The 22857-nt window shown below is 66.1% G+C and carries 25 protein-coding genes and 1 tRNA gene; 14 read left to right on the forward strand and 12 right to left on the reverse strand.

Annotated elements, in window-relative coordinates; all coding sequences use genetic code 11:
* Positions 1 to 21: 21 nt before the first annotated feature.
* Complete coding sequence (locus tag ABIA65_RS12235) at positions 22 to 648, forward strand: TetR/AcrR family transcriptional regulator (protein WP_241403070.1); 627 nt, start codon at positions 22 to 24, stop codon at positions 646 to 648.
* Here the strand turns inward: ABIA65_RS12235 and ABIA65_RS12240 are convergent.
* The 5 genes from ABIA65_RS12240 to ABIA65_RS12260 are packed head-to-tail and all read right to left on the reverse strand — an operon-like array spanning position 635 to position 5433.
* A complete protein-coding gene (locus ABIA65_RS12240; protein ID WP_354523655.1) occupies positions 635 to 1861 on the reverse strand; it encodes a hypothetical protein in 1227 nt (408 codons plus the stop codon). The two genes, ABIA65_RS12235 and ABIA65_RS12240, sit on opposite strands and share 14 nt — an antisense overlap.
* Positions 1851 to 2294, reverse strand: coding sequence for a carboxymuconolactone decarboxylase family protein (locus tag ABIA65_RS12245; protein WP_354523656.1), 444 nt, complete (start codon positions 2292 to 2294; stop codon positions 1851 to 1853). Before ABIA65_RS12245 ends, ABIA65_RS12240 begins: the two co-directional genes overlap by 11 nt.
* A gap of 5 nt (positions 2295 to 2299) precedes the next feature.
* On the reverse strand, positions 2300 to 3160 hold the full coding sequence (locus tag ABIA65_RS12250; RefSeq protein WP_354523657.1) for an NAD(P)-dependent oxidoreductase: 861 nt from the start codon (positions 3158 to 3160) through the stop codon (positions 2300 to 2302).
* 13 nt (positions 3161 to 3173) lie between these two features.
* A complete protein-coding gene (locus ABIA65_RS12255) occupies positions 3174 to 3938 on the reverse strand; it encodes an SDR family oxidoreductase (RefSeq protein WP_241403066.1) in 765 nt (254 codons plus the stop codon).
* 28 nt (positions 3939 to 3966) lie between these two features.
* Entirely contained in the window at positions 3967 to 5433 is a 1467-nt protein-coding gene (locus ABIA65_RS12260) for an aldehyde dehydrogenase (protein ID WP_354523658.1), read from the reverse strand.
* 202 nt (positions 5434 to 5635) lie between these two features.
* Here ABIA65_RS12260 and ABIA65_RS12265 point away from each other — a divergent pair, with 202 nt between their 5' ends.
* The 9 genes from ABIA65_RS12265 (at position 5636) to ABIA65_RS12305 (ending at position 12940) form a co-directional block, all read left to right on the forward strand.
* On the forward strand, positions 5636 to 6244 hold the full coding sequence (locus ABIA65_RS12265) for a TetR/AcrR family transcriptional regulator (RefSeq protein ID WP_241403064.1): 609 nt from the start codon (positions 5636 to 5638) through the stop codon (positions 6242 to 6244).
* Positions 6241 to 7461 (forward strand): cytochrome P450, encoded by a 1221-nt coding sequence (locus ABIA65_RS12270; RefSeq protein ID WP_354523659.1) that lies wholly within the window; start codon positions 6241 to 6243, stop codon positions 7459 to 7461. The genes ABIA65_RS12265 and ABIA65_RS12270 overlap by 4 nt, the downstream gene beginning before the upstream one ends.
* Complete coding sequence (locus tag ABIA65_RS12275) at positions 7462 to 8286, forward strand: SDR family oxidoreductase (protein ID WP_241403062.1); 825 nt, start codon at positions 7462 to 7464, stop codon at positions 8284 to 8286.
* Complete coding sequence (gene cyp51 / locus ABIA65_RS12280) at positions 8283 to 9677, forward strand: lanosterol 14-alpha demethylase (RefSeq protein ID WP_354523660.1); 1395 nt, start codon at positions 8283 to 8285, stop codon at positions 9675 to 9677. Before ABIA65_RS12275 ends, cyp51 begins: the two co-directional genes overlap by 4 nt.
* Before the next feature lie 4 nt (positions 9678 to 9681).
* Positions 9682 to 9891 carry a ferredoxin Fdx gene (gene fdx, locus ABIA65_RS12285; RefSeq protein WP_241403060.1) on the forward strand — a complete coding sequence of 70 codons (210 nt, stop codon included), beginning with the start codon at positions 9682 to 9684 and terminating at the stop codon, positions 9889 to 9891.
* 2 nt (positions 9892 to 9893) lie between these two features.
* Positions 9894 to 10433, forward strand: a complete 540-nt coding sequence (locus ABIA65_RS12290; RefSeq protein WP_241403059.1) for a nuclear transport factor 2-like protein — start codon at positions 9894 to 9896, stop codon at positions 10431 to 10433.
* Between the two features lie 94 nt (positions 10434 to 10527).
* A complete protein-coding gene (locus ABIA65_RS12295; RefSeq protein WP_354523661.1) occupies positions 10528 to 11655 on the forward strand; it encodes an NDMA-dependent alcohol dehydrogenase in 1128 nt (375 codons plus the stop codon).
* 8 nt (positions 11656 to 11663) lie between these two features.
* Positions 11664 to 12095, forward strand: a complete 432-nt coding sequence (locus ABIA65_RS12300) for a nuclear transport factor 2 family protein (protein ID WP_241403057.1) — start codon at positions 11664 to 11666, stop codon at positions 12093 to 12095.
* Positions 12092 to 12940: an SDR family NAD(P)-dependent oxidoreductase gene (locus ABIA65_RS12305; RefSeq protein ID WP_354523770.1), complete on the forward strand. Its 849-nt coding sequence runs from the start codon at positions 12092 to 12094 to the stop codon at positions 12938 to 12940. The genes ABIA65_RS12300 and ABIA65_RS12305 overlap by 4 nt, the downstream gene beginning before the upstream one ends.
* Here the strand turns inward: ABIA65_RS12305 and ABIA65_RS12310 are convergent.
* Entirely contained in the window at positions 12927 to 13313 is a 387-nt protein-coding gene (locus tag ABIA65_RS12310; RefSeq protein WP_354523662.1) for an ester cyclase, read from the reverse strand. The genes ABIA65_RS12305 and ABIA65_RS12310 overlap by 14 nt on opposite strands.
* 214 nt (positions 13314 to 13527) lie before the next feature.
* Between ABIA65_RS12310 and speB the strand changes: the two genes are divergently transcribed.
* On the forward strand, positions 13528 to 14517 hold the full coding sequence (gene speB, locus ABIA65_RS12315) for an agmatinase (RefSeq protein WP_354523663.1): 990 nt from the start codon (positions 13528 to 13530) through the stop codon (positions 14515 to 14517).
* Between the two features lie 97 nt (positions 14518 to 14614).
* Here the strand turns inward: speB and ABIA65_RS12320 are convergent, their stop codons facing one another.
* On the reverse strand, positions 14615 to 15397 hold the full coding sequence (locus ABIA65_RS12320) for a carbon-nitrogen hydrolase family protein (protein WP_354523664.1): 783 nt from the start codon (positions 15395 to 15397) through the stop codon (positions 14615 to 14617).
* A gap of 169 nt (positions 15398 to 15566) precedes the next feature.
* On the opposite strand from ABIA65_RS12320, the gene ABIA65_RS12325 reads away from it, so the two are divergent.
* A complete protein-coding gene (locus tag ABIA65_RS12325) occupies positions 15567 to 17084 on the forward strand; it encodes an APC family permease (protein ID WP_241403053.1) in 1518 nt (505 codons plus the stop codon).
* A 14-nt stretch (positions 17085 to 17098) separates the two neighbouring features.
* Here ABIA65_RS12325 and ABIA65_RS12330 read toward each other — a convergent pair whose 3' ends face one another.
* On the reverse strand, positions 17099 to 18115 hold the full coding sequence (locus ABIA65_RS12330; protein WP_241403052.1) for a LacI family DNA-binding transcriptional regulator: 1017 nt from the start codon (positions 18113 to 18115) through the stop codon (positions 17099 to 17101).
* A complete protein-coding gene (locus ABIA65_RS12335) occupies positions 18112 to 19131 on the reverse strand; it encodes a polyprenyl synthetase family protein (RefSeq protein ID WP_354523665.1) in 1020 nt (339 codons plus the stop codon). The genes ABIA65_RS12330 and ABIA65_RS12335 overlap by 4 nt, the downstream gene beginning before the upstream one ends.
* 134 nt (positions 19132 to 19265) lie before the next feature.
* On the opposite strand from ABIA65_RS12335, the gene ABIA65_RS12340 reads away from it, so the two are divergent.
* Positions 19266 to 19670 (forward strand): HIT family protein, encoded by a 405-nt coding sequence (locus ABIA65_RS12340; protein ID WP_354523666.1) that lies wholly within the window; start codon positions 19266 to 19268, stop codon positions 19668 to 19670.
* Positions 19671 to 19673: 3 nt separating this feature from the next.
* Here ABIA65_RS12340 and ABIA65_RS12345 read toward each other — a convergent pair whose 3' ends face one another.
* Together ABIA65_RS12345 and ABIA65_RS12350 are read right to left on the reverse strand one after the other, a co-directional pair.
* Positions 19674 to 21107, reverse strand: a complete 1434-nt coding sequence (locus tag ABIA65_RS12345; RefSeq protein ID WP_354523667.1) for a sensor histidine kinase — start codon at positions 21105 to 21107, stop codon at positions 19674 to 19676.
* An 18-nt stretch (positions 21108 to 21125) separates the two neighbouring features.
* Entirely contained in the window at positions 21126 to 21845 is a 720-nt protein-coding gene (locus ABIA65_RS12350; protein WP_241403048.1) for a response regulator transcription factor, read from the reverse strand.
* 129 nt (positions 21846 to 21974) lie between these two features.
* On the opposite strand from ABIA65_RS12350, the gene ABIA65_RS12355 reads away from it, so the two are divergent.
* On the forward strand, positions 21975 to 22706 hold the full coding sequence (locus ABIA65_RS12355) for a hypothetical protein (RefSeq protein WP_241403047.1): 732 nt from the start codon (positions 21975 to 21977) through the stop codon (positions 22704 to 22706).
* Positions 22707 to 22728: 22 nt separating this feature from the next.
* Here ABIA65_RS12355 and ABIA65_RS12360 read toward each other — a convergent pair.
* A tRNA-Thr gene (locus ABIA65_RS12360) sits at positions 22729 to 22803 on the reverse strand.
* Positions 22804 to 22857: the final 54 nt, after the last annotated feature.

Below are 22857 nucleotides of genomic sequence, written 5' to 3' on the forward strand. Positions count from 1 at the left end.
TCGCGGCGCTACGATTCCGACGTGCGCACCCACGGCTGGTCGGGATCGGCTCCCGCGAGCGATGACGAGGCCGTGGCGCGCATTCTCGCCGCGGCAGGCCAGGCCATCGACGCCCGCGGCGCCGAGATCTCCATCGCCGACGTGGCCCGCACGCTCGGCGTCACGCGCCAGACGGTGTACCGCTACTTCCCCAGCACCGACGCCCTGCTGATCGCCGCCGCGGTGCACGCGGCCGACGACTTCCTGGAGCGCCTGGCCACCCATCTGCACGGCCTGCACGATCCGGTCGACGCGGTCACCGAGGCCATCGCAACGGCACTGGAGTGGCTCCCCAAGGACAAGCACATCGGCCTGCTCGTCGTGCCCGGCCGGGCCGACGCGCACACCGAGTCGGTGACGTCGGACGTGGCGCAGCGCTTCGCCAACTCGATGCTGCGCCGGTTCGACGTCGACTGGGCGGCTCAGGGGTTCACCGACGCAGACCTCGACGAACTCGCCGAGCACCTGCTGCGCATCATCCAGTCCTTCGTCATCGACCCGGGCCGGCCGCCGCGCACGGGCCAGGACCTGCGCGACTACCTGCGCCGCTGGGTGGGCGCGGCAGTGGGCACACGGCCGTCGCCGGAGGCGACCATCAGACAACCGTGAGCGGCAGCGACTTCCGTTCCTCGAACACCCAGCTGGCACCACCACTGAACTTGCACACCTCGACCTCGGGCAGCTCCTTGGCCGCGGTGTCGGTCTCGATGACGCGGACCGTCCAGTCGGACTCCGTCCCCGAGACCTCGGCACGCAGGTGCGGGTCCACGGCAGCGACGATCGCCTGCAGCGGCTTGTCGGACACCGGCGAGCACAGCGATATCCAGGAGCCGTCCTCGTAGGCGGGTGACCTGCGCACGTGGACGAAGCCCGGGTCGACGTCGGCCGACACGTAGGCCGCCGGGTTCAGCAGCGGGTGCAGTTCGAGCACCCGCAGCGCGCCCTTGACCCCGCCCGGCAGCTTCAGCGCCTTGTGTATCCGCTCGGCGGCGACGCCGGCGATGCCGATCAGCTGCTTCGTGCGGATCGACTCCTCCAGTGCCGCATCACCTTTCGTGCGAGCGCGGACCGCCAGGGTGAATGACAACACCAACAGGTGCATCTGCAGACAGACCTCGTCGGCAATTCGGACCAGGGCCGAGTGCGAGAACGCACCGAAGTCGACATCGGACAGCAGCGGGCCCGAGTAGTCCGCCATTCCCTCGTCGTTCGGATCGATGGCAGCGAGCTCGCACGAGTAGGCCCGGCTGGCGCCAACGATGTCCATCGCGGGGATGAACGGCACCTCCGGGTAGGACTCGTCGATGATCACGGTCCACCTGCAGTGGGGGTGCTGGTCGGACGGTGTCCTGGGCGGCCGGTGGATGGGCCGGACCTGAGCCTTGCGGTTGGTGGCCAGTGCGGTCGCATCGAAGGTCGGGTCCTCGATGTCGTGGCACATGCCCTTGACGTAGTCCTCGCCCATGGGCTCGACGTCGAGCAGCGCGCCGCAGTGGTCGAGGTGGAACTCGCCGTGCCAGCGGTCGTGCACGGTGTAGCGGAAGTCCATGAACTGGGGCGGCGCGCCGATATCGAGCTGCAGCCCCTTGAAGAGGGTGAAGATGTCGACACCCTCGTACTTGAGCGCCTTCTGCATCCGCTTGGTGTAGAGCGGGCTGGACGCCGCCCACTCCTCGATCGCGATCTGCAGCATCTCCTCGCGGCCGAATGACGATATGCACCACGCCATTCCGGAGCGATCGATGAGCTGACCGATCAGCAGCAGCTCGGGAACCAGCGTCGCCAGTTCCTCGCGTGACAGCGCCGCATACCTACTCATCATCGAGGGTCTTGCCCGTGCTCATCTTGACGGCCGCGTTGACGTTCGCCTTCTTGTCCTCGCCGGCCCCCGCGTCCGCTGCCTTCTTGCGTTTGGCGGCAACCTTTCCCACCACACCGTTGAGCCCGGAGCCTCGGGGGAAGCCCACGTAGTGGGTGAGGAAGATCGCCATCTCCTTCAGTTCGTCCTCGGTGAGTTCGCCGTTGGCCAGCGCGGCATTCACCTGAACCTCGGCCAATCCCTGCTCGCCGAGCGCGGTCACGACGGCGAGCGTCATCAGGCGCTTGTCGCGCATCGAGAGGCCGGGGCGGTTCCAGATGGTGCCGAAGAGGTGATCGACGGTCAGGTCGAAGTACGGGTCCCCCTCCATGTTCGGCATCTCCCACGAGTAGACCTCGTTCATCTTCTCGAGGCCCTTGCGGCGTGCTTCGTCCATAGGAGCTACTCCCTCGTGCTCGACGTGTGCGGCACACCGAGTCCGGCGGCCAGATTCTGCAGCGCCAACTCCGCGAGCGGCAGGTCAACACCCTTCGCCTCGCCGAGCGCCAGCGCCAGGCTGAGGTCCTTCTCCCCCAGCCCGCGGGTGTGGGTGAACGCGTCGTGTAACCAGTGGTCGGGGGCCAACGTCGTCATGTCCTCGCGGACCATGATCGCGCCGGGACCGCCGGTGAGCGCATCGGTGTGGCGGACCACCCGGCCGAGCTGACCGAGATCGATACCCGCGGCCTCGGCGAGCTTCATCGCCTCACACGCCGCGGCATAGGAGGTGAACGTCAGCATGTTGCGCGCCAACTTCATTCGCGTTCCCGCGCCGGGCTCCCCGGCGTGGATGACCATCGACGCGAACTGCTTGAACGCTGGCTTGATGCGCTCGTACACCTCACGGTCGGCGCCCACCATGACGGCCAGCTCGCCGTTGGCAGCCGCGCCACCGCCACCGGATACCGGGGCATCGATGACGTGAATGTCGCGCGGCCGCAGCGCGTCGGCCAGTTCGATCGCCGTCTCCGGGCTGATCGTCGAGTGGATCGCGATGACGGTGCCCGGCTTGGCGTGCTCGGCCAGCTCGGCCACCACCTCGCGTACCTGAGCGTCGTTGAGCACGGTCACGCTGATGATGTCGGCGGTCGCGACATCGGCCACGCTATCGGCCAGCGTCGCACCGACTTCGGCCAGCGGCGTCATCGCCTCGGTCCGCAGGTCGAACACCGTGACCCCACCGGGCCACTCGACGAGCCGCTTGGCCATCGGCGCGCCCATGTTGCCCAGGCCGATGTAGCCCAGCTTCAGGTCCTCAGTCATGTGTTGCGTCCTCTCACGAACGGAAGATCTGTCCGCCGTCGACGTTGAAGATCTGCCCTGTGATCCACTTTGCCTGATCCGACAGCAGGAACAGGCACATGCCAACCAGATCCTCCGGTTCGCCCATGCGCGACAACGGAATGCCCTTAACGATGTCGGCCACCATCTCCTGCGGCGTGGTCGTGCGGTTGGCCTCGGTGTTGATGGGGCCGGGCGCGATCGCGTTGATGCGGATGTTCTGGCCACCCAGTTCGGTGGCGAGTTGCTGCGTCAGACCGTTGATGCCGACCTTGGCCAGACCGTAGAAGTTCGAGTACATCCACGCCGCCGTTGAGGACTGGTTGATGATCGCCCCGCCACCGCGCTTGGCCATCTTGCGATACACCGCGCGGGTGCACAGCAGCGCACCGTCCATGTTCACGCTCATGAACTTCTTGTAGTAGTCCCAGTCCACGCTGACGAGGAAGTCCAGCTTCATCCCGCCGAAGATCGCGGCGTTGTTGACCAGGTAGTCGATACCGCCGAACTCGGACAGCGTCTGCGCGGCCATCTCCTTGGCGGAGTCTGGATCCGACACGTCGACGCGCACGGCGAGTGCGTTACCGCCCTCGCCCTTGATACCGTCGGCGACCTTCTGCGCGCCCTCGACGTTGATATCGGCCACGACGACGGCCGCACCCTCACGCGCCAGCGCCTCCGCGTACGCCTGCCCGATGCCGCCACCGGCTCCGGTGACGATCGCGACCTTCTCCTTGAACTGATCCCCGTACAGGCCCACTGCTTCTCCTTAGTTCGCTTCTCGCTCGTCAGACCGAAGTGGCAATCGCCTTGGTCTCGAGGTACTCCTCGAAACCCGCGAGCCCCATCTCCCGGCCGATGCCGGACTGCTTGTAGCCGCCGAAGGGCATGTCGGCCGAATACCAGACACCACCGTTGACGTTGACCGTGCCGACCCGCAGCCGCGCGGCGACACCCTGCGCGCGCTCGTCGTCACCGGAGAACACCGTCCCCGACAGGCCGTAGGGCGAGTCGTTGGCGATGCGCACCGCGTCGTCGTCACCGTCGTGCGCGATGACCGTGAGCACGGGACCGAAGATCTCCTCGCGGGCGACCTTGGCGTTGTTGTCCAGGCCCGCGATGACGGTCGGCTCGATGAAGAATCCGGTGTCGCGGTCGGCGGGACGCCCGCCGCCGCACGCGAACCGGCCGCCCTCGGCGATCGCCGAGTCCAGGTACCCCTGGATACGGTCGCGTTGCAGTGCGGAGATCACGGGCCCGCAGATGGTGCCCGGCTTGTTGGGGTCACCGGGCTTGAGGCCCCCCATCGTGCCCGCCGCAGCCTCGACGGCCTCGTCGTAGCGGGCGCGTGGCACCACCAGACGTGTCGTGATGGCGCATCCCTGCCCGGCGTGCATCGATGCGGTGAATGCGGCCATGGCGCATGCGCCTGCCAGATCGGCGTCGTCGAGCACCAGGAACGCCGACTTTCCGCCGAGTTCCAGGAAGACCTTCTTCAGCGTGGCAGCGCCGTCGGCCATCACCGCACGGCCGGTGTTGGTCGACCCGGTGAACGACACCATGTCGACGCGCGCGTCCCTCGACAGCAGCGCACCCACGCCGTGATCACTGGAGGTGATGATGTTGATGACGCCCGCGGGGAAGTCGGTGTGCTCGGTGATCAGCTCACCGAGCACCGCCGCGGCCCACGGGGTGTCGGGTGCCGGCTTGAGCACCAACGTGTTTCCGGCCGCCAGCGCGGGTCCGATCTTCGCCAGGTTGATCTGGTGCGGGAAGTTCCACGGCGTGATCGCGCCGACGACCCCAACGGCCTCGCGGGCGATGGTGCGGTGAGACTTGATGCCCATCGGCGACGCGATACCGAGGTCGGTTGTCCACTCATAGGACTCCGCGGTGTCGGCGCAGAAGCTCAGATCCTCGACGGGACCCTCGAGCTGCGCCGCCGCCGTCAGCATCCGCGGTGCACCCACCTCGGCGATCGTGAGATCGCGCAGGTCCTCGACGTGATCACGCATCGCCTGCTGCAGTTGCCGAATGCACCGCACCCGGAGTTCGTGGTTGGTGGACCAGTCGGTGTCGTCGAATGCGTCGCGCGCCGCGCCGATCGCCGAACTCATGTCATCGGCGGTCGCATCGGCCGCGACGCCGATGACCTCCTCGGTCGCGGGGTTCAGCGTCGGGAACGTGCCCGAACCACCGGTGACCAGCTTGCCTCCGATGAGCAGTCGACTCTCGCGATCGCTCAGTAGCGCCATCCGAACTCCCATGTGCAGAATTTCCGGTCCAAACGCCTGGACAACTGTCCAGCCGTACTGCGTCGAACCTTAGCCCCAGACGCGCGACGGAAGCAAGGGTCAACACCGGCCGGAGGAGCCACGGCCTCGAGATACACCAGGTGTAGTGGCATTTCGCGGCGATCGCTTGCCTTCGCGGCACACCGTCCGATAACTTGGACATGTGTCCAGCGATTCGGTGTTCGCGATCACAGGGACGTCCGAGACGGACCCTGGCGAGCCAACGCGCAACCGCAGGCAGGAGGAGACCTTCCGCAAGGTGCTCGCCGCCGGTGTGGAGATGCTGCGCGAATCCAGCTACGCCGACCTGACTGTGCGCGCTGTGGCCGCCAGGGCGAAGGTCGCGCCGGCCACGGCCTACACCTACTTCTCCTCGAAGAACCACCTGATCGCCGAGGTGTATCTCGACCTCATGAAGCAGGTGCCCTTCTTCACCGACGTCAACGAGCCGATGACGGCGCGCGTCGAGCAGGCGCTGCGCAGCATGGCGCTGATGGTGGCCGACGAGCCCGAGGTCGCCGCGGCCTGCACCACAGCACTGCTGACCGGCACCGACCCGACAGTGCGGCGCGTCCGCGATCGCATCGGCGCCGAGATCCACCGCCGGATCCGCTCGGCTGTCGGCCCCGATGCCGATCCGCGTGTGGTCTCGGCCCTGGAGATGACGTACTTCGGCGCGCTCGTCAACGCGGGCAGCGGCGCCTTCACCTACCACCAGATCGCCGACCGACTCAGCTACGTCGTCGGCCTCATCTTGGGAGAAGAGCAGTGACATCTCAGACCGGAACGGGCCCAGACGTATTGCTCGACCCGTACGACTACGACTTCCACGAGGATCCGTACCCGTACTACAGGCGGCTCCGTGACGAGGCTCCGCTCTACCACAACCCCGACCTCGGCTTCTGGGCGTTGTCACGGCACGCCGATGTCCTGACGGGTTTCCGCAACAGCACCACGCTGTCCAACCGGGAGGGCGTGTCGCTGGACCCGATCTCCCGCGGGCCGCACGCATCGAAGACCATGTCGTTTCTGGCCATGGATGATCCCGATCACCTCAGGCTGCGGACGCTGGTCTCGAAGGGCTTCACACCGCGTCGCATTCGCGAATTGGAGCCCCGGGTAACCGAACTCGCGGTCAAGCACCTCGACACCATGATGGAGCGGGCGCAAGACGGCACCGTTGACTACGTCGCCGAGTTCGCGGGCAAGCTGCCGATGGACGTCATCTCCGAGCTCATGGGTGTCCCCGAGGAGGACCGGGACCGCATTCGAGCCTGGGCGGATGGCGTCATGCACCGCGAGGACGGTGTCAAAGACGTGCCCGCCGAGGCGATCGAGGCATCGATCAACCTGATCGTCTACTACCAGGACATGGTCGCCGAGCGCCGCAAGAAGCCAGCCGACGATCTGACCACCGCACTGTTGGAAGCCGAGATCGACGGTGATCGCCTCACTGACGAGGAGGTGCTCGGCTTCCTGTTCCTGATGGTGATCGCGGGCAATGAGACCACCACGAAACTCCTTGCCAATGCCGCGTTCTGGGGCCACCGGAACCCCGACCAGATCACCCCGATCTACGACGACGAGTCGCGGATCCCGCTGTGGGTCGAGGAGACACTGCGCTACGACACGTCCAGCCAGATCCTGGCTCGCCTGGTGTCGGGGGACCTTACTCTGTACGACACCAAGATCCCCGACGGCGACGTGCTGTTGCTGCTGCCCGGATCGGCACACCGTGACGAGCGCGCGTTCGAGAGGCCGGACGACTTCATCATCGGCCGCGATATCGGCGCCAAACTCCAGAGCTTCGGCAGCGGCGCGCACTTCTGCCTCGGGGCACACCTGGCCCGCATGGAGGCCCGCGTCGCGCTTGCCGAGCTCTTCAAACGCATCCGCGGATACGAGGTCGACGAGGCCAACTCGGTTCGCGTCCACTCCAGCAATGTCCGCGGTTTCGCCCACCTTCCGATCACCGTAAAGGCCCGATAGATGCCACGTTTCGCACCGCTTCCCGACCGCCGACCCGCAATCGTCGCGGGCGCGTCAGCCGGTATCGGGGAGGCCACCGCCCTGAAACTCGCCGCCCACGGCTTCCCCGTTGCGCTCGGCGCCCGCCGGGTCGAGAAGCTCGACGCCCTGGTCGCCAAGATCCGCGCCGACGGTGGTGAGGCGGTCGGGTTCCACCTCGACGTCACCGACACCGACTCGGTGAAGTCGTTCGTGACCCAGTCCGTCGAGGCGCTCGGCGAGATCGAGCTGCTGGTGGCGGGAGCCGGTGACACCTACTTCGGCAAGTTGGCCGAAATCAGCACCGACGACTTCAACTCACAGTTGCAGATTCACCTGGTGGGGGCCAACCGTCTGGCCGGCGCGGTGCTGCCCGGCATGATCGAGCGCCAGCGCGGCGACCTGATCTTCGTCGGGTCCGATGTCGCGCTGCGCCAGCGTCCGCACATGGGCGCCTACGGCGCAGCCAAGGCCGCACTCGTGGCGATGGTGACCAACTACCAGATGGAACTCGAGGGCACCGGGGTGCGCGCCTCGATAGTGCACCCCGGCCCGACGAAGACCTCGATGGGCTGGAGCCTGCCCGCCGAGCTGATCGGGCCCGCACTGGAGGACTGGGCCAAGTGGGGCCAGGCCCGGCATGACTACTTCCTGCGCGCAGCAGATCTCGCACGCGCCATCACGTTCGTCGCCGAGACCCCGCGCGGCGGGTACATCGCGAATATGGAACTTCAGCCCGAGGCTCCACTGACCGACACCAAGGACCGTCAGAAGCTGGCCCTGGGGGATGAGGGGATGCCGTCATGACCGTCACCAAAGAGGTGCAACGGGTTTCAGGTGGCGAGGACGAGCACGGCCACCTCGAGGAGTTCCGCACCGATCCGATAGGCCTGATGTGGCGGATTCGGCAGGAGTGCGGGGATGCCGGTTGGTTCCAGCTGGCGGACAAGCAGGTCGTCATGCTGTCCGGGGCGGAGGCAAACGAGTTCTTCTTCCGGTCCTCCGACAGCGAGCTCAACCAGGCCGAGGCATACCCCTTCATGACGCCGATCTTCGGTGAGGGCGTGGTGTTCGACGCCGACCCCGAGCGGCGCGCGGAGATGTTGCACAACACCGCGTTGCGTGGCGAGCAGATGAAGGGCCACGCCGCCACCATCGAGAACGAGGTCAAGAAGATCATCGCCGACTGGGGCGACGAGGGCGAGATCGAGCTGCTCGACTTCTTCTCCGAGCTGACGATCTACACGTCGACGGCGTGCCTCATCGGGCTGAAGTTCCGAGAGCAGCTCGACAGTCGGTTCGCGCACTACTACCACCAACTGGAGCGCGGGACCGATCCGCTCTGCTACGTCGACCCCTACCTCGACATCGAGAGCTTCCGCATCCGTGACGAGTCGCGCGTCAAACTCGTTGCGCTGGTGCAGGAGATCATGGACGGCCGCATCGCCAACCCGCCCAAGGGCAAGGAGGATCGCGACCTGCTCGACGTGCTGGTCTCGATCAAGGACGACGACGGCAATCCCCGCTTCACGGCCAACGAGGTCACCGGCATGTTCATCTCACTGATGTTCGCGGGTCACCACACCAGCTCGGGCACCTCGTCGTGGACGCTGATCGAGTTGCTGCGGCACCCTGACGTCTACGCCCAAGTCCAGGCCGAGCTCGACGACCTCTACGCCGACGGCCAGGAGGTGAGTTTTCATGCGCTGCGCCAGATCCCGAAACTCGACAACTCGCTCAAGGAGACCCTGCGCCTGCATCCGCCGCTCATCATCCTGATGCGCGTCGCGCAGGACGAGTTCGAGGTGGCGGGCTTCCCGATCCACAAGGGTCAGATGGTGGCCGCATCGCCTGCGATCTCGAACCGGATTCCCGAGGACTTCCCCGACCCGGACGACTTCAACCCCGACCGCTACGACAAGCCGCGGCAGGAGGATCTGGCCAATCGTTGGACGTGGATACCCTTCGGCGCGGGCAAGCACCGCTGCGTCGGGGCGGCGTTCGCTCAGATGCAGATCAAGGCGATCTTCTCGGTTCTGCTGCGCGAGTACGAGTTCGAGATGTCACAGCCGTCGGAGAGCTACCGCAACGATCACTCCAAGATGGTCGTGCAGCTGGCTCAGCCCGCCAAGGTGCGCTACCGCAAGCGAGTCGCCGGAGGGCAGGAGCGCAGCGACTCGGGAATCGTCAAGGGATAGTCCAGTGGGGTGCTACCGCGTCGAACTCGACGACGACCTGTGCCAGGGCCACGCCATGTGCGAGCTGGAGGCCCCTGACGTGTTCAAGGTGCCCAAGCGCGGCGTCGTGGAGATCCTCGACTCCGAACCGCCCGACGAACTCCGCGAGGACGTCGAACGGGCCGTCGAAATGTGTCCAACCCGAGCACTATCCATCACAGAGAAAGAGGCTTGACAATGGCGTCACGTGAGCAGCTGGAGGATTGGGTCAACCGTTGGCTGAAGGCCAACCGAGACGCCGAGAAGGCCGGTGACTGGAAGCCGTTGGCCGACTTCTACACCGAGGACGCCACCTACGGCTGGAACATCGGCCCCAAGGAAGACGTGATGTGCGTCAACCGGGACGAGATCCGGGATGTGGCGCTCGGTTTGGAGATGGAGGGCTTGGAGAACTGGGTCTACGAGTACCAGAAGACGCTGATCGACGAGAAGCAGAACGAGATCGTCGGATTCTGGAAGCAGATCGCCAACAAGTCCGACGGCACGAAGGACGAGATCTACGGCATCGGCGGAAGCTGGTTTCGCTTGAATGACGACCTGCTCATCGAGTGGCAGCGCGACTTCTTCGACTTCGGGCATGTCCAGAAGGCCTTCATGAAGCTCATCGAGTCCGGCGACCTCACCCCCACCATGCAGAAGCGCATCGAACGCAGCCTCGCCGGCGAGAAGCTGCCGGGCTACTACCCGATCGGGACCAGCCCCGTTCCGATCTGGTGAGGTCCCGGCCAAGCAGTTGCTTGGGGGTGGGTGTGACGCATCTAACTAATGGCTCTAGTCTGGCCTGACTGGGTCTAGCGGAAGGCATGTACTGATGAAGACAAAGGGTGCTCTCATCTGGGAGTTCAACCAGCCGTGGTCGATCGAGGAGATCGAGATCGGCGACCCCGTCAAGGACGAGGTCAAGATCCAGATGGAGGCATCGGGCATGTGCCACTCCGATCACCATCTGGTGACCGGAGACATCCCGATGGCCGGTTTCCCGGTGCTCGGCGGCCACGAGGGCGCGGGCATCGTCACCGAAGTCGGCCCCGGCGTCGAGGACATCGCACCCGGCGATCACGTCGTGCTGTCGTTCATCCCGTCGTGTGGCGCATGTCCGTCATGTCAGGCCGGCCTGCGCAACCTCTGCGACCTGGGCGCGGGACTGCTCGGCGGCCAGGCCGTATCCGACGGCACACACCGCATCACGGCCAAGGGCCAGCCGGTCTTCCCGATGACGCTGCTGGGCACGTTCAGCCCGTACATGGTGGTGCACAAGAGCTCGGTCGTGAAGATCGACAAGTCGATCCCCTTCGAGGTCGCCTGCCTGGTCGGTTGTGGTGTGACCACGGGCTACGGCTCGGCCGTGAAGGCCGGCGACATCCGCCCCGGCGATGACGTCCTCGTGATCGGTGTCGGCGGCGTCGGCATGTCGGCGGTCCAGGGCGCGGTCAACGCCGGTGCCCGCCACATCTTCGTCATCGAGCCGGTGGAGTGGAAGCGCGACGCCGCACTGAAGTTCGGTGCCACGCACGCCTATCCCGACACTGACGCGGCCTTCGCGGGTATCGCCGAGGCCACCTACGGTCTGATGGCCAAGCAGGTCATCGTGACGGTCGGTGAGCTGAAGGGCGCGGACGTCGACACCTACGTCAACCTCACCTCAAAGGGCGGCACCACCGTGCTGACCGCCATCGGCAGCCTGATGGACACCAATGTGTCCTTGAACCTGGCGATGCTGACCCTGATGCAGAAGCGCCTGCAGGGCACCATCTTCGGTGGCGGCAACCCGCACTTCGACATCCCGCAGCTGCTGTCGATGTACAAGGCGGGCAAGCTCAACCTCGATGACATGATCACCCGGCAGTACAAGCTGGAGCAGATCAACGACGGCTACAAGGACATGTTGGAGGGCCGCAACATCCGCGGCGTCATCCGCTACACCGACGCAGACCGGTAGGAGCAACGGTGTCACAGGAAACGGCCGAGAAGTCCCCCGTACTCGCCGCGTCGGAGGCGTCATGGCGCTGCGTTCAGTCAGGTGACCGCGAGGGCTGGCTGGCGCTCATGGCCGACGACATCGTCGTCGAGGATCCGATCGGCGAGTCCGTCACCAACCCCGACGGCACCGGCGTGAAGGGCAAGGAGGCCCTCGCGGCGTTCTACGACGCGAACATCGGGCCCAACACCCTGACCGTCACCCGCGAGGAGACGTTCCCGTCGAGTTCGCGTGAGGAGATCGCCTACATCCTGGTGCTGCACACCGTGTTTCCGAACGGCTTCACCGCAACGGTGCGTGGTGTCTTCACCTATCGCGTGAACGACGAGGGTCTCATCACCAACCTGCGCGGCTACTGGAACATGGATGCGATGAAGTTCGGCCAGGAGGACGCGAGCTGAGCGCTCGGGGTGCCGTCGTCGTCGGCGGCTCCCGGGGCGTCGGGCTCGCCGTCGCCGAACTCCTGGCCAGCCAGGGGTTCGGCGTCGTCGTCAATGGACGTGACCCCGATGCCGTCGCCAGCGCCGTGGGCGGCATCGGAGGTCGCACCGTGGGTTACGCGGGCTCCCCCGCGGATCCAGTGGTTGCCGACGCGTTGATCGAGCGGTGCATGGACGAGTTCGGGCACATCGATGCGCTGATCAACTGCGCCGGAACCGCCGAGCCGGCCGGGTCATCGATTCTCAATGTGTCCTCGGCCCAGTTTCGGGATCTGCTCGACGCTCATCTCGGCACGGTGTTCGAGACCTGCCGCGCGGCAGCACCACGCATGGTCGCCGCTGGTGGCGGCGCCATCGTCAACACCAGCTCGTTCGCATTTCTCGGCGACTACGGCGGCACGGGATACCCGGCGGGCAAGGGTGCGGTCAACGGCCTCACCCTCGCCATCGCCGCCGAACTTCGCGCGTACGGCGTCCGCGCGAATGTGGTGTGCCCCGGCGCGCGGACCAGACTGTCGACCGGTTCGGATTACGAGGCCCACATCGCCGACCTGAACCGGCGCGGGCTGCTCGACGAGATCAGCATGCAGGGTGCACTCGACGCCGCGCCGCCTGAGTACGTCGCACCGACGTATGCCTACCTCGTCAGTGGCCTCGCCAGGGACGTGACGGGGCAGATCTTCATTGCCGCAGGCGGTTTCGTCGGCCGCTTCGACCGCCAGACACCCGCGATCGTCGCCTACCGCGACTACCACGACTCGCCGCCGTGGTCGCTCGACGAGCTGGACGGGTTCATCCGGCGGTAAGCCGCTGATGCAGTTCCCACGACGCACGCTCGACCCAGTTCGTCAGCAGCTTGCCGTCTTCACGCACCGCCCAGACGGCGGTGCCGGTCATCGCGACGTCCTGCTTGTCCGGCACCGTTCCGAGGATGCCGTTGTTGCGCCCGGTCAGCAGCCAGCGCGACGCCACCCGGCTGCCGTCGGCGTTCTGGAAGGACTCGACGACCTCGAGGTGTAGGTCGTCGACCTTGGCCAGAAAGCCCTCGATCCAGCGCTTGAAGTTGTCGCGACCCGTGATGGTCTCACCGCCGGTGACGATGACGAAGTCCTCGACGACGAACCGATCCACCGCCGACGGGTCGTGGGCGTTCCACACGTCGTTCCAGAATGAGTGCACGATTGCTACGGAGTCCTGCGCGGTCATACCCGTGTAACGCCCGCGCTGTCCGGACCATGCCCTGTCGAAACGTTCCCTAGACGCCGGAGGAGGCGAATGCTACGGTCGTGCCGAATCGTTTCGGCAGACATCGTCGCGAAGGCGATGTTTCGCCAAGACGATCTACCAGTGGAGTTGCGAGCCTCTGCTCGCGCAGAAAACAAGTGAGGAAACCATGACTGAAGTGGCGGCCGGCTCATTCGACGAGACGATGTGGACCGGGCTCCTGCACGGAGGCGTCGGCGGAAACTTTATGGGCGTGCCGAGCATTGAACTCGACCGCGAGGCGATCAGGGCGTCTGGAACGAAGGCGGTCGTGTACGGCTTCCCGTTCGACGCGACGACGATCAGCCGAAGCGGCGCCAACTACGGTCCTCGCGCGATCCGTGAGACCTCGGTGCAGTTCACGAACTTCCAGGCGACCTACGACTTCGACCTCTTCGAACGGCTTCCGCTGGCCGACGGCGGCGACTGCAATGTCGCTCTCGGCAACACCGTGAAGACCTTCGCGCGAGTGGAGGCCGATATCACCGAGATCGTCGCGGGCGGAGCGATTCCCGTGGTCTTCGGTGGTGACCACTCGGTGAGCATTCCGGTCGGCAAGGCCGCAAAGAAGCCGGGGACGAGCCCGGGCTGGGTGCAGTTCGACACGCACCTCGATGCCGCGCCGCATGTCGGCGGCGAGGAGCTGAATCACTGCTGCACCATCACGCGCGCGGTCGACAACGGCTACGATCCGTCGAAGATCGTACTCGTCGGCATCAACGGATGGTTGAACCCGAAGACGGAGCTGAAGTACTGCCGGGACAATGACATTCGGGTGATCTGGCTGGAGGAGATCTGGGAGCACGGCGCCGCTTGGGTCGTCGAACAGATTCTCGAGCGCGTCGGCGAGGAGGGGTTCTACCTGACGTTCGACGTCGATGCACTCGACGCGGCTTACGCGCCCGGAACCTGCGCTCCGACACCGGGTGGAATGACCATGCGCGAGGCGCTGCAGATCGTTCGGGGCATCTCGCCCGCGGGATTGATCGGTGTCGATATCGCGGAGACAGCCCCCGCGCATGACCACTCGACCCGGACTCAGCTGATCGCTGCCCGTATCGCGCTGGAGGCGCTGGCATTCCACGCGGGATCATCCAACACGCCGGTGAGGGTCGGCTGACTCCACGTCATCATGGGCGGGCCCGGGCCGAACAGGTCCGGGCCCGCACACGTCTGTGCGCGGCGAGCCGGTCGGCACGTCCCTGCGCGGGCTGCTCCTACGATTCGTAGAGTTCGGGGCGGCGCTGAGCGATCATGTCGACCGCACCTGCGCTGCGCACACCGATCTCTACTTCCGCAGTCGCGCTGCCGGTCTCAACGGAGTCGAGCGCGGCGAGCACCGAGCCGTCCCGGTCGACGATCCGGCTCGATCCGCAGAAGTGGTGTCCCGACTCGTTACCGACCCTGTTCGCGTAAGCCACCGGGACGCGATTCTCCAGAGCGCGAGCGCTGCTGGCGATGACATGATCACGCTCATAGGGATGCATGTTGGCCGACCCCGCGACGAGAAGCGCCGCCCCGCGGAGCACGAGCGTGCGGGACACCTCGGGAAACTCGAGCTCGAAGCAGTTCAGAACGCCAATCCTAGTGTCGCAGAGGGTGACCGGTTCGAGCACATCGCCGCGCAGGAATGCCTCGCGCTCGGTCCCGAACAGGTGCGTCTTGCGTATGGGTTTCCCGATGGTGCCGTCTCGGTCGATCGCGAGATACGCGTCGAAATAGCCACCGGGGCCGGGTTCGACGAAGCCCGCCAGGAGGGCTGTGCCCGCGGCACGACAGCGGTCCGCCAGTGCCGCGATGCGGGGATCGTCGGGTGACAGCGCGATCTCGTCGAGAGCCGTCGTCTGGTACCCCGAGAGGAAGAGTTCGGGGAAGACGATCAGGTCGACTCCGCTCGTCGCGGCCAGACGGTCTCCGACGTGGGAAATGTTGCGCTCGAGGTCCCGGGGCCGGGGCGCGTCCTGAACCACCGTGAGGCGCAGAGTGGTCGGCGGTGTCATGTTACTCCCGGTTTCCCTGGGTCACGAGGTGAGCGTGAGGCCCGAGTTAAATCGTTTCGATCCCCAATAGTACCTCCACCCGGGTACTTCATGAGGGTTGTTAAAACGTTTCGGCTTACGTAGTGTGAGCGCGGTTACATGCCCTCACCGAGTGAATCAAGGGAGTCCAATGGCCGAGACGCCGATGGTGATGAAGCGAGAGTTCACCACGTTTTCCGCGCTATCCGTCGCGTTCGCGTTCGTCTCACCGATCGTTGCGCTGTACAGCGTTCTCGGTGTCGGACTGGCCACCTCGGGGCCGGCGTTCATCTGGGGCGGCCTCATCCTCTACGCGGGGCAGTTCGTCGTGGTGCTCACATTGGGCGTGCTGGCTTCGAAGTGGGCGGATTCGGGCGGTATCTATCAGTGGTCGCGTCGCCTCCTGGGATCTCGGTACGGCTGGTTCGCCTCGTGGACCTACATCTGGACACTCCTGATCACACTTCCCGCGGTCGCGTACGCCGGGGCCGTGCTGCTCCCGCCCATCTTCGATGTCTCGGGCGCCGATCACGGCCTTGTCACGTGGTTGGCGGTCGCCCTCCTCGCGTTCAGCACGCTGGTGAATCTCGCCGGACGGGTCTTCATCAAGATCCTCATGGTCGCAGTGATCGTCGCCGAGGGGGTGGGGTCGGTCGGAGTTGCCATCTGGCTGCTCGTGTTCGAGCGCCATCAGGATCTCGACTACCTGTCACCGGCCGCACTCGTCGACTACCAAGGGGTGCTCTTCTCTGCCCCGCTCGTGATGGCCATCGCGTTCTCGAGCTACTTCGCGATCGGCTTCGAGAGCGCGAGCTCGATCGCCGAGGAGGTCAAGCGACCGAAGCGGGCCGTGCCCCGCGCGATGGTGATCTCGTTCTTCGCCATCATGAGCATCGTCTTGCTCAGCACGCTCGCGTTCACCCTCGCGGTGCCGAACGAGGCCTTCCTGCAAAACCCCGACAACGCTGCCGATCCGGCCGTTGCCATCATGGCTGCCGCGCTTCCTGAGCCGGTGTTCCGCGGCGTCCTCGCCCTCTTCGTCATCGCCTTCGCCGCGAGTCTCATGACCATTCAGATCACGGTCTCCCGAATCGTCTGGGCCACCGCACGAAACGGAGAGCTGCCGTTCGCGCGTCTCCTCACGCGCCTTTCCGGAGAGACGGGGCTGCCGCGGCGGGCGGTCATCGTCACAGCGATCATCGCGGTGCTGCTCTTCATCCCGTTTCAGAGCGAGGGCATTCAGATGGCCCTGATCTCCTTCTCCTCAGTGGGCTTCTTCATCTCCTTCCTCTTTCCGATCCTCGGCTTGGCCATCGCGCGCGTTCGCGGGCAGTGGAAAGACGAGCCCGGCCTCTTCCTGGGACGCGCAGGGCGCGCGACAGGGTGGATTGCGCTGGTGTGGCTCGTATTCCAGATCGTCAACGTCGCGTGGCCGCGGGAGACCGGCGGCGGCTGGGCCAGCGACTGGTCGACGATCATCGGAGCCGTCACCGTCGGCCTGCTCGGCGTCGTGGTGGAGGCGTGGGTGCATCGAAGGAGACTGCACGCGGCTTCCACGGGGCGCACGATCGTGATCTTCGAGCGTGACGAGTCGGCTGACGACGATACGGAGCACGAGCCTCGTCGCGACAGCCTGGGAGACCGCCTCACCACCTCGGAGACCGTGTGAGGACGGATGACACGTCAGTCCGCGAGCGTCGACTCCCGCACGGTCAGCGATGCGTTCACGAGTTCGCGTCGCCGACCGGCCTCACCGTCCAGCGCGGAGAGAAGTAGATCAACCGCGACCTGGCCCAGCCGTACCGGGTGCAGATCGAGCGCGGTGATGGGTTTCTGAAGGCCGTAGTCGAGGTAGCGGCTATCCGTGAGACTGACCACCTGAAGGTCCTCGGGGACGGCCATCCCCAGCAGGTGCGCACCTCGCTCAGCGGCGAAGGCAAGGGTGTCGAGAGTGGCGAGCACGGCATCGAAACGGCGGTCGGGCGATGCGAGCGCGGCCCGGATCACGGGCTCGGCCTCATCCACACGCGGACCGGGCGAGCGGATGATGATGGGCTCAAGCGAGACTGTCGAGCACCAATCGAGATACGCGGAGAGTTCGTCGCGCACATAGGAGGAACTGGTCTCGCTCAGAAACAGCGCCGTTCGCGAACTGCGGACCGCGTTGAGATGAGCGAGAGCCGTCGTCGTGCCCGTGGAGAAGTCGTTGTCCACCCAGCTGAACTCACCGGAGTTCCGGCCGATGGTGACGCAGGCCAAGCCGGCGTGCGCGGCTTCGGCAAGCAGCGGATCGTCATCGCTCGGGTCAACGACGATGAGGCCGTCGGCCGCAGAGAGGAACGCCTGTGAGGATGAGTGGGAGGGGAGCATCGAGACAAGGAACCCGCGCTGGAAGGCTTCGGCGGTCGCCCCGTTCAGGACCCGGAAATAGTATTCGATGTCCCACTCGGGCTGCAGATCTGCGGACGAGGACTGCACGGCCATCGGGGAGACTGTCAGCACGAGCGAGCCGGTCCTGCCCGCGTTCAAATTCTTGGCGATCCGGTTCGCCGTGTACCCCAGGCGATTCGCGACGTCGATTACGTTCTGACGGGTAGCGGGAGCGACGCGCCCCTTGCCGTTCAGCGACTCCGACGCCGTGGCGATGGAGACGCCGGCTTCATGCGCGACGTCCTTGATGGTGATGCGGCGGGATCTCACGGAACCTCGGGCTCGGGATCCGTGCTCGAGAACTGTTCGAGACTGCCCAGGACTGTGCGCACGGTGAGGTCGAGTGCCTCGGACTGCGTCGCCGGGGGCAGCAACGCCCGCGACTCCTCGATCAGAGCGCGGATCCGCTCCGTCGTGGAATGAAGTGTGCGATCCGAACCCGCTTCTTCGGCCAGAGCGTCGCGCAGCGATGGGTCTGCGGCCGAACGGGTCTCACCGCGATCGACGAGACGGCGATAAGCGCTCCAGAGAGGAATCGTGGGAACTCCGTTGCGGAGATCGGCGCCGCGATCCTTGCCGAGGTTCAGCGCGTCGTCTCTGACATCAAGAAGGTCGTCGGAGAGCTGAAATGCGAGACCGAGCCGTTCGCCCGCCTTGCACATGCGGTCCTGGAACGCCGTGTCGCAGGAGGCAGCCATGGCACCGAGTTCGAAGGCCGCTCCGAAGAGCGCGCCGGTCTTGAGCGTCGCGTAGTCCTCGATCGCGGGCCGGGCCTCGTCGCTCCACACAAGCGCCGGTTCCAGCAGCTGCCCCCTGCAGAGCTGCCCGAAGGCGCGGGCGAGCGGAGTCACGGCACGCTCTCCGAGGAGTGCCGCGGTCTCGAACGACATGGCGATGAGCAGATCCGCGATGAGGATCGCGGTGGCCTCGTCCGCGGCGGAGTGCAGTGATGGCTGCCCGCGGCGGAATCGAGATCCGTCGATGATGTCGTCGTGAACCAGCGAGGCGGTGTGCAGCAACTCAAGAGCGACGGCGGCGTCGATGGCGAATCTCAGATCAGGCGCACCGAACGCGTGAGCAATCAGGAACACAGTCCGCCCGCGCAGGTGCTTCCCGCCCGACAGGGCATCGACGATCGTCGATGGATCATCAACGGGGAGCGGGATATCCGCGAGGCGCTCGGATATCCGGGCCCTGAGACTGGCGGCCACGGCGGCCACCTGGCCGTCGACGGTGTCCGGGCGGAACGATTCCGCGTCTCGAGGGAGAGCGATGGGAGTCGTCACACGGCTCCCTTCTCCGGTGAGTGCGAGGAATCCAACCAGGATACGGCCGGACGTGACCAGTGCCAAATCGGTTCAGCAACGTCAGGGCGACCACTGTTCTGAACGACGGTGTGACGGTCTGGCATGCTCGGGTCATGGCGTCCGTATTCACCATGATCATCAACGGGGATCTGCCCGGCCGCTTCGTCTACGAGGACGACGACGTGGTGGCGTTCCTGACCATCGAGCCGATGACACAGGGCCACACGCTGGTCGTGCCACGGGCCGAGATCGACAATTGGCAGGACGTCGATCCTGCGGCGTTCCAGCACGTGATGAGCGTGGCGCAACGAATCGGAAAGGCCGTCTGCAAGGCCTTCGGAACGGAGCGGTCCGGTGTGATCATCGCCGGCCTCGAGGTGCCACACCTGCACGTCCACGTGTTCCCCGCTCGCAACCTGTCCGACTTCGGCTTCGCGAACGTCGACCGCAACCCGTCGCCGGAATCCCTCGACGAGGCACAGACCAAGATCAAAGCCGCTCTGGCCGAACTGGATTGACGTTCAACCGACCGGCACCGCCACCTCGGCGATGCGCGGCAGGCTGACCCTGAACCGACAGCCCTCGCCGAGCGCGGTGATGACGCTGACCCGGCCACCGTGCGCGTAGACGAGCGAGTCGACGATCGAGAGCCCAAGACCTGTGCCGCCACTGGTGCGCGCCCGCGATGAGTCGGTCCGGTAGAACCGCTCGAACACTCGATGCGCGTCCTCGCGACTCATGCCGGGGCCCTCGTCGCACACCTCCAGCACGGCGGCGTCCCCGTCGGTGCCCACCCGAATCGCGACCCGCGCCGTCTCCGGCGTGTGCTGCAGGGCGTTGGCCACGAGGTTGCCCAGAACCTGGCGCAGTCTGGCCTCGTCACCGAGCACCTCGGGTGTGCCAGGGCCGTCGAAGACCTCCATCGCGATATCCCGTTTGGGCGCCACCGACCGTGCATCGTGCACCGCGTCGCTGGCCAGGGACAGCAGGTCCACCCGGCGACGCTCCAACGGTCGCTGCGCGTCGAGCCGGGCCAACAGCAGCAGATCCTCGACGAGTAGGCCCATCCGCTGAGCCTCACTCTCGATGCGGTTCATCAGCAGTTCAATGTCACGGGCGGCGCCCTGGCGGTACAGCTCGGCGAACCCGCGAATGGTGGTCAGCGGGGTGCGCAGCTCGTGGCTGGCGTCGGTGATGAACCGACGCATCCGGTCCTCGGAGGTGCGGGCCTGTTCGGCCGACAGCTCCGATGCCGCGACCGCGTGCTGGATCTGAGCGAGCATGCCGTTGAGCGCCAATGACAATCGGCCCACCTCGGTACGGGGGTCGCGCTGTGGGATGCGTCGGTCGAGTTCACCGTTCGCGATCGCGGCCGCGGTCTGCTCCACCTCGACGAGCGGTCGCAGGCTGCGGTGCACCACGGCGAAACCGGCGATGCCGATCACCAGCAGCACCGCGACACCGATGCCGACCTGCGACCAGGTCAGCGCGCGCATCGTGGACTGCACCTCGGACAGGTCGATGGCCACCGTGGTGAGTTCGCCGCGTATGCCGCGCACGGTCATCGCCCGCCACTCCACCCCCGAGTGGTTGACCGAGCCCACCGTCACGGGCACCGGCCCGACGTCGTTGTCGTCGGGCAGCACGGGTTCGGCATCGCGGTCGTTGACCGCAATCCAGCTGTCTCCCTCGGGATCTATCCCCCGCACGTAGAAGTCCGATGGTGGCCGTGCCGGGTTGGGGCCCTCGATGGGGGCAGCCGGGGCGCGCCGGGGCGCCTGCGCCCAGCCACGGGATGCGTCGAGCAAGGACTGGTCGACGCGACTGATCAGGCTGTGTCGCATGATCGACGTGACGGCAACACCTGAGGCCAACAGTCCGCAGGCGACCAGAACCAGGGTCGCGGCCACCAGCCCGACCCGGAGTGGAATCCCTCGCCCGCGCAGTGTCGCCATTCCCTCGATCAGGGCGCGCTACCGCGGCTCGCGCAGCACGTAGCCGACGCCGCGCAACGTGTGCAGTAGCCGCTTCTCGCCGGTGTCAACCTTGCGTCGCAGGTAGGACACGTAGGACTCGACGACGTTGACGTCGCCACCGAAGTCGTAGCGCCAGACGTGGTCGAGGATCTTCGGCTTCGACAGCACGGTGCCTGCGTTGATGATGAAGTAGCGCAGCAGGGTGAACTCGGTCGGCGACAGCGAGACCGGCTCACCGGCCTTCCACACCTCGTGGGTGTCCTCGTCGAGTTCGATGTCGGCGAACGACAGTCGGGCGCTGCGGGTCTCCTCGACACCGCGTCCCGTCCGCCGCAGGATCACACGAAGGCGCGCCACCACCTCCTCGAGGCTGAATGGCTTGGTCACGTAGTCGTCGCCGCCGAGCGTCAGTCCCGCGATCTTGTCCTGCAGGGTGTCCCGCGCGGTCAGGAACAGTGCCGGGGAGTCGATGCCATCGGCTCGCAGCCTGCGCAGCACGCCGAACCCGTCCATCCCCGGCATCATCACGTCGAGGATCACGGCATCCGGTCGCACTTCGCGTGCCTTGTCGAGGGCTGCGGGTCCGCTGCACGCGGTGTGCACCTCGAAGCCCTGGAACTTCAGGCTCACAGAGAGCAGTTCGACGATGTTGGTCTCGTCGTCGACAACGAGCACCCGCGCCTCTGGAACATTCTCGGTAATTGCTGGCATGGCCATGCGATCAATCTCCACCCTTTAGCTGCGATAGGAACTGCGCAGGCGCTGTGAGCTTCCTGTGAATTCTCTCAGCTTGCCACGACACCCCTCACCCTGGCGAACTGTGACGCCGGTCATAGACTCGATGTCATGAACCTCGGCAAAACGCTGGTGGACCTGGCCATGGCCCCGGCGCGCGTCGGGCTCGCGGTCGCCGACGTCGGCATCGGCATGGCCACCGGAGCACTGGGCATGGCCAGGGCAACGCTCGGCGAGCCCGGTGCGGGCGCGGCCGGACCGGGCTCGGTCGCGAAGATGATGGGCCTCGACGACGCCGTGGCGCGGGCCAACCGCATCGCCCATCTGATCGACGACGACCAGCCTCTTGGCCGTGCGCTGGCGCCCGACGGCCCGCTTGACCGGCTACTGCGGCCAGGAGGCGTCGTCGACAAGCTGACCGCACCCGGCGGAGCGCTGGACCGGCTCACCCAGGAGGACGGCGGGCTGATGCGCGCCATCGAGCCCGGCGGCCTCGTCGATCAACTGCTCGACGAGGAGGGGCTCATCGAGCGGGTGCTCGCCGAGGACGGTCTGGCGGATCGCCTGCTGGCCGAGGGCGGCCTGATCGACAAGCTCACGGCGCGCAACGGACCGCTGGAGCAGCTGGCCGATGTCGCCGACACCTTGAACCGACTGGCACCGGGCCTTGAGGCCCTTGCGCCCACCATTGATGCACTGCACGACGCCGTCGTCACACTCAGCCAGGTGGTCAACCCGCTGAGCAATATCGCTGATCGGATCCCATTCCCTGGCCGTCGGCCGGGGCGCCGCCCCGCACCGCAACCCGTCACCTCGCAGCGGGTCATCGACCAAGAGGACTGACGCCGAGCGCCATGCCGATTGATGGAGCCCCCGGTCAGGATTGAACTGACGACCTACGCTTTACAAGAGCGTTGCTCTACCACTGAGCTACGGAGGCGGGTCCACCTCGATGGATCATCGGGGATCTTACTGGGCGACCCTACGACATTGA

Origin of the sequence: Mycolicibacterium sp. 624, from assembly GCF_040548615.1 — a bacterium.
Lineage (GTDB): Bacteria > Actinomycetota > Actinomycetes > Mycobacteriales > Mycobacteriaceae > Mycobacterium.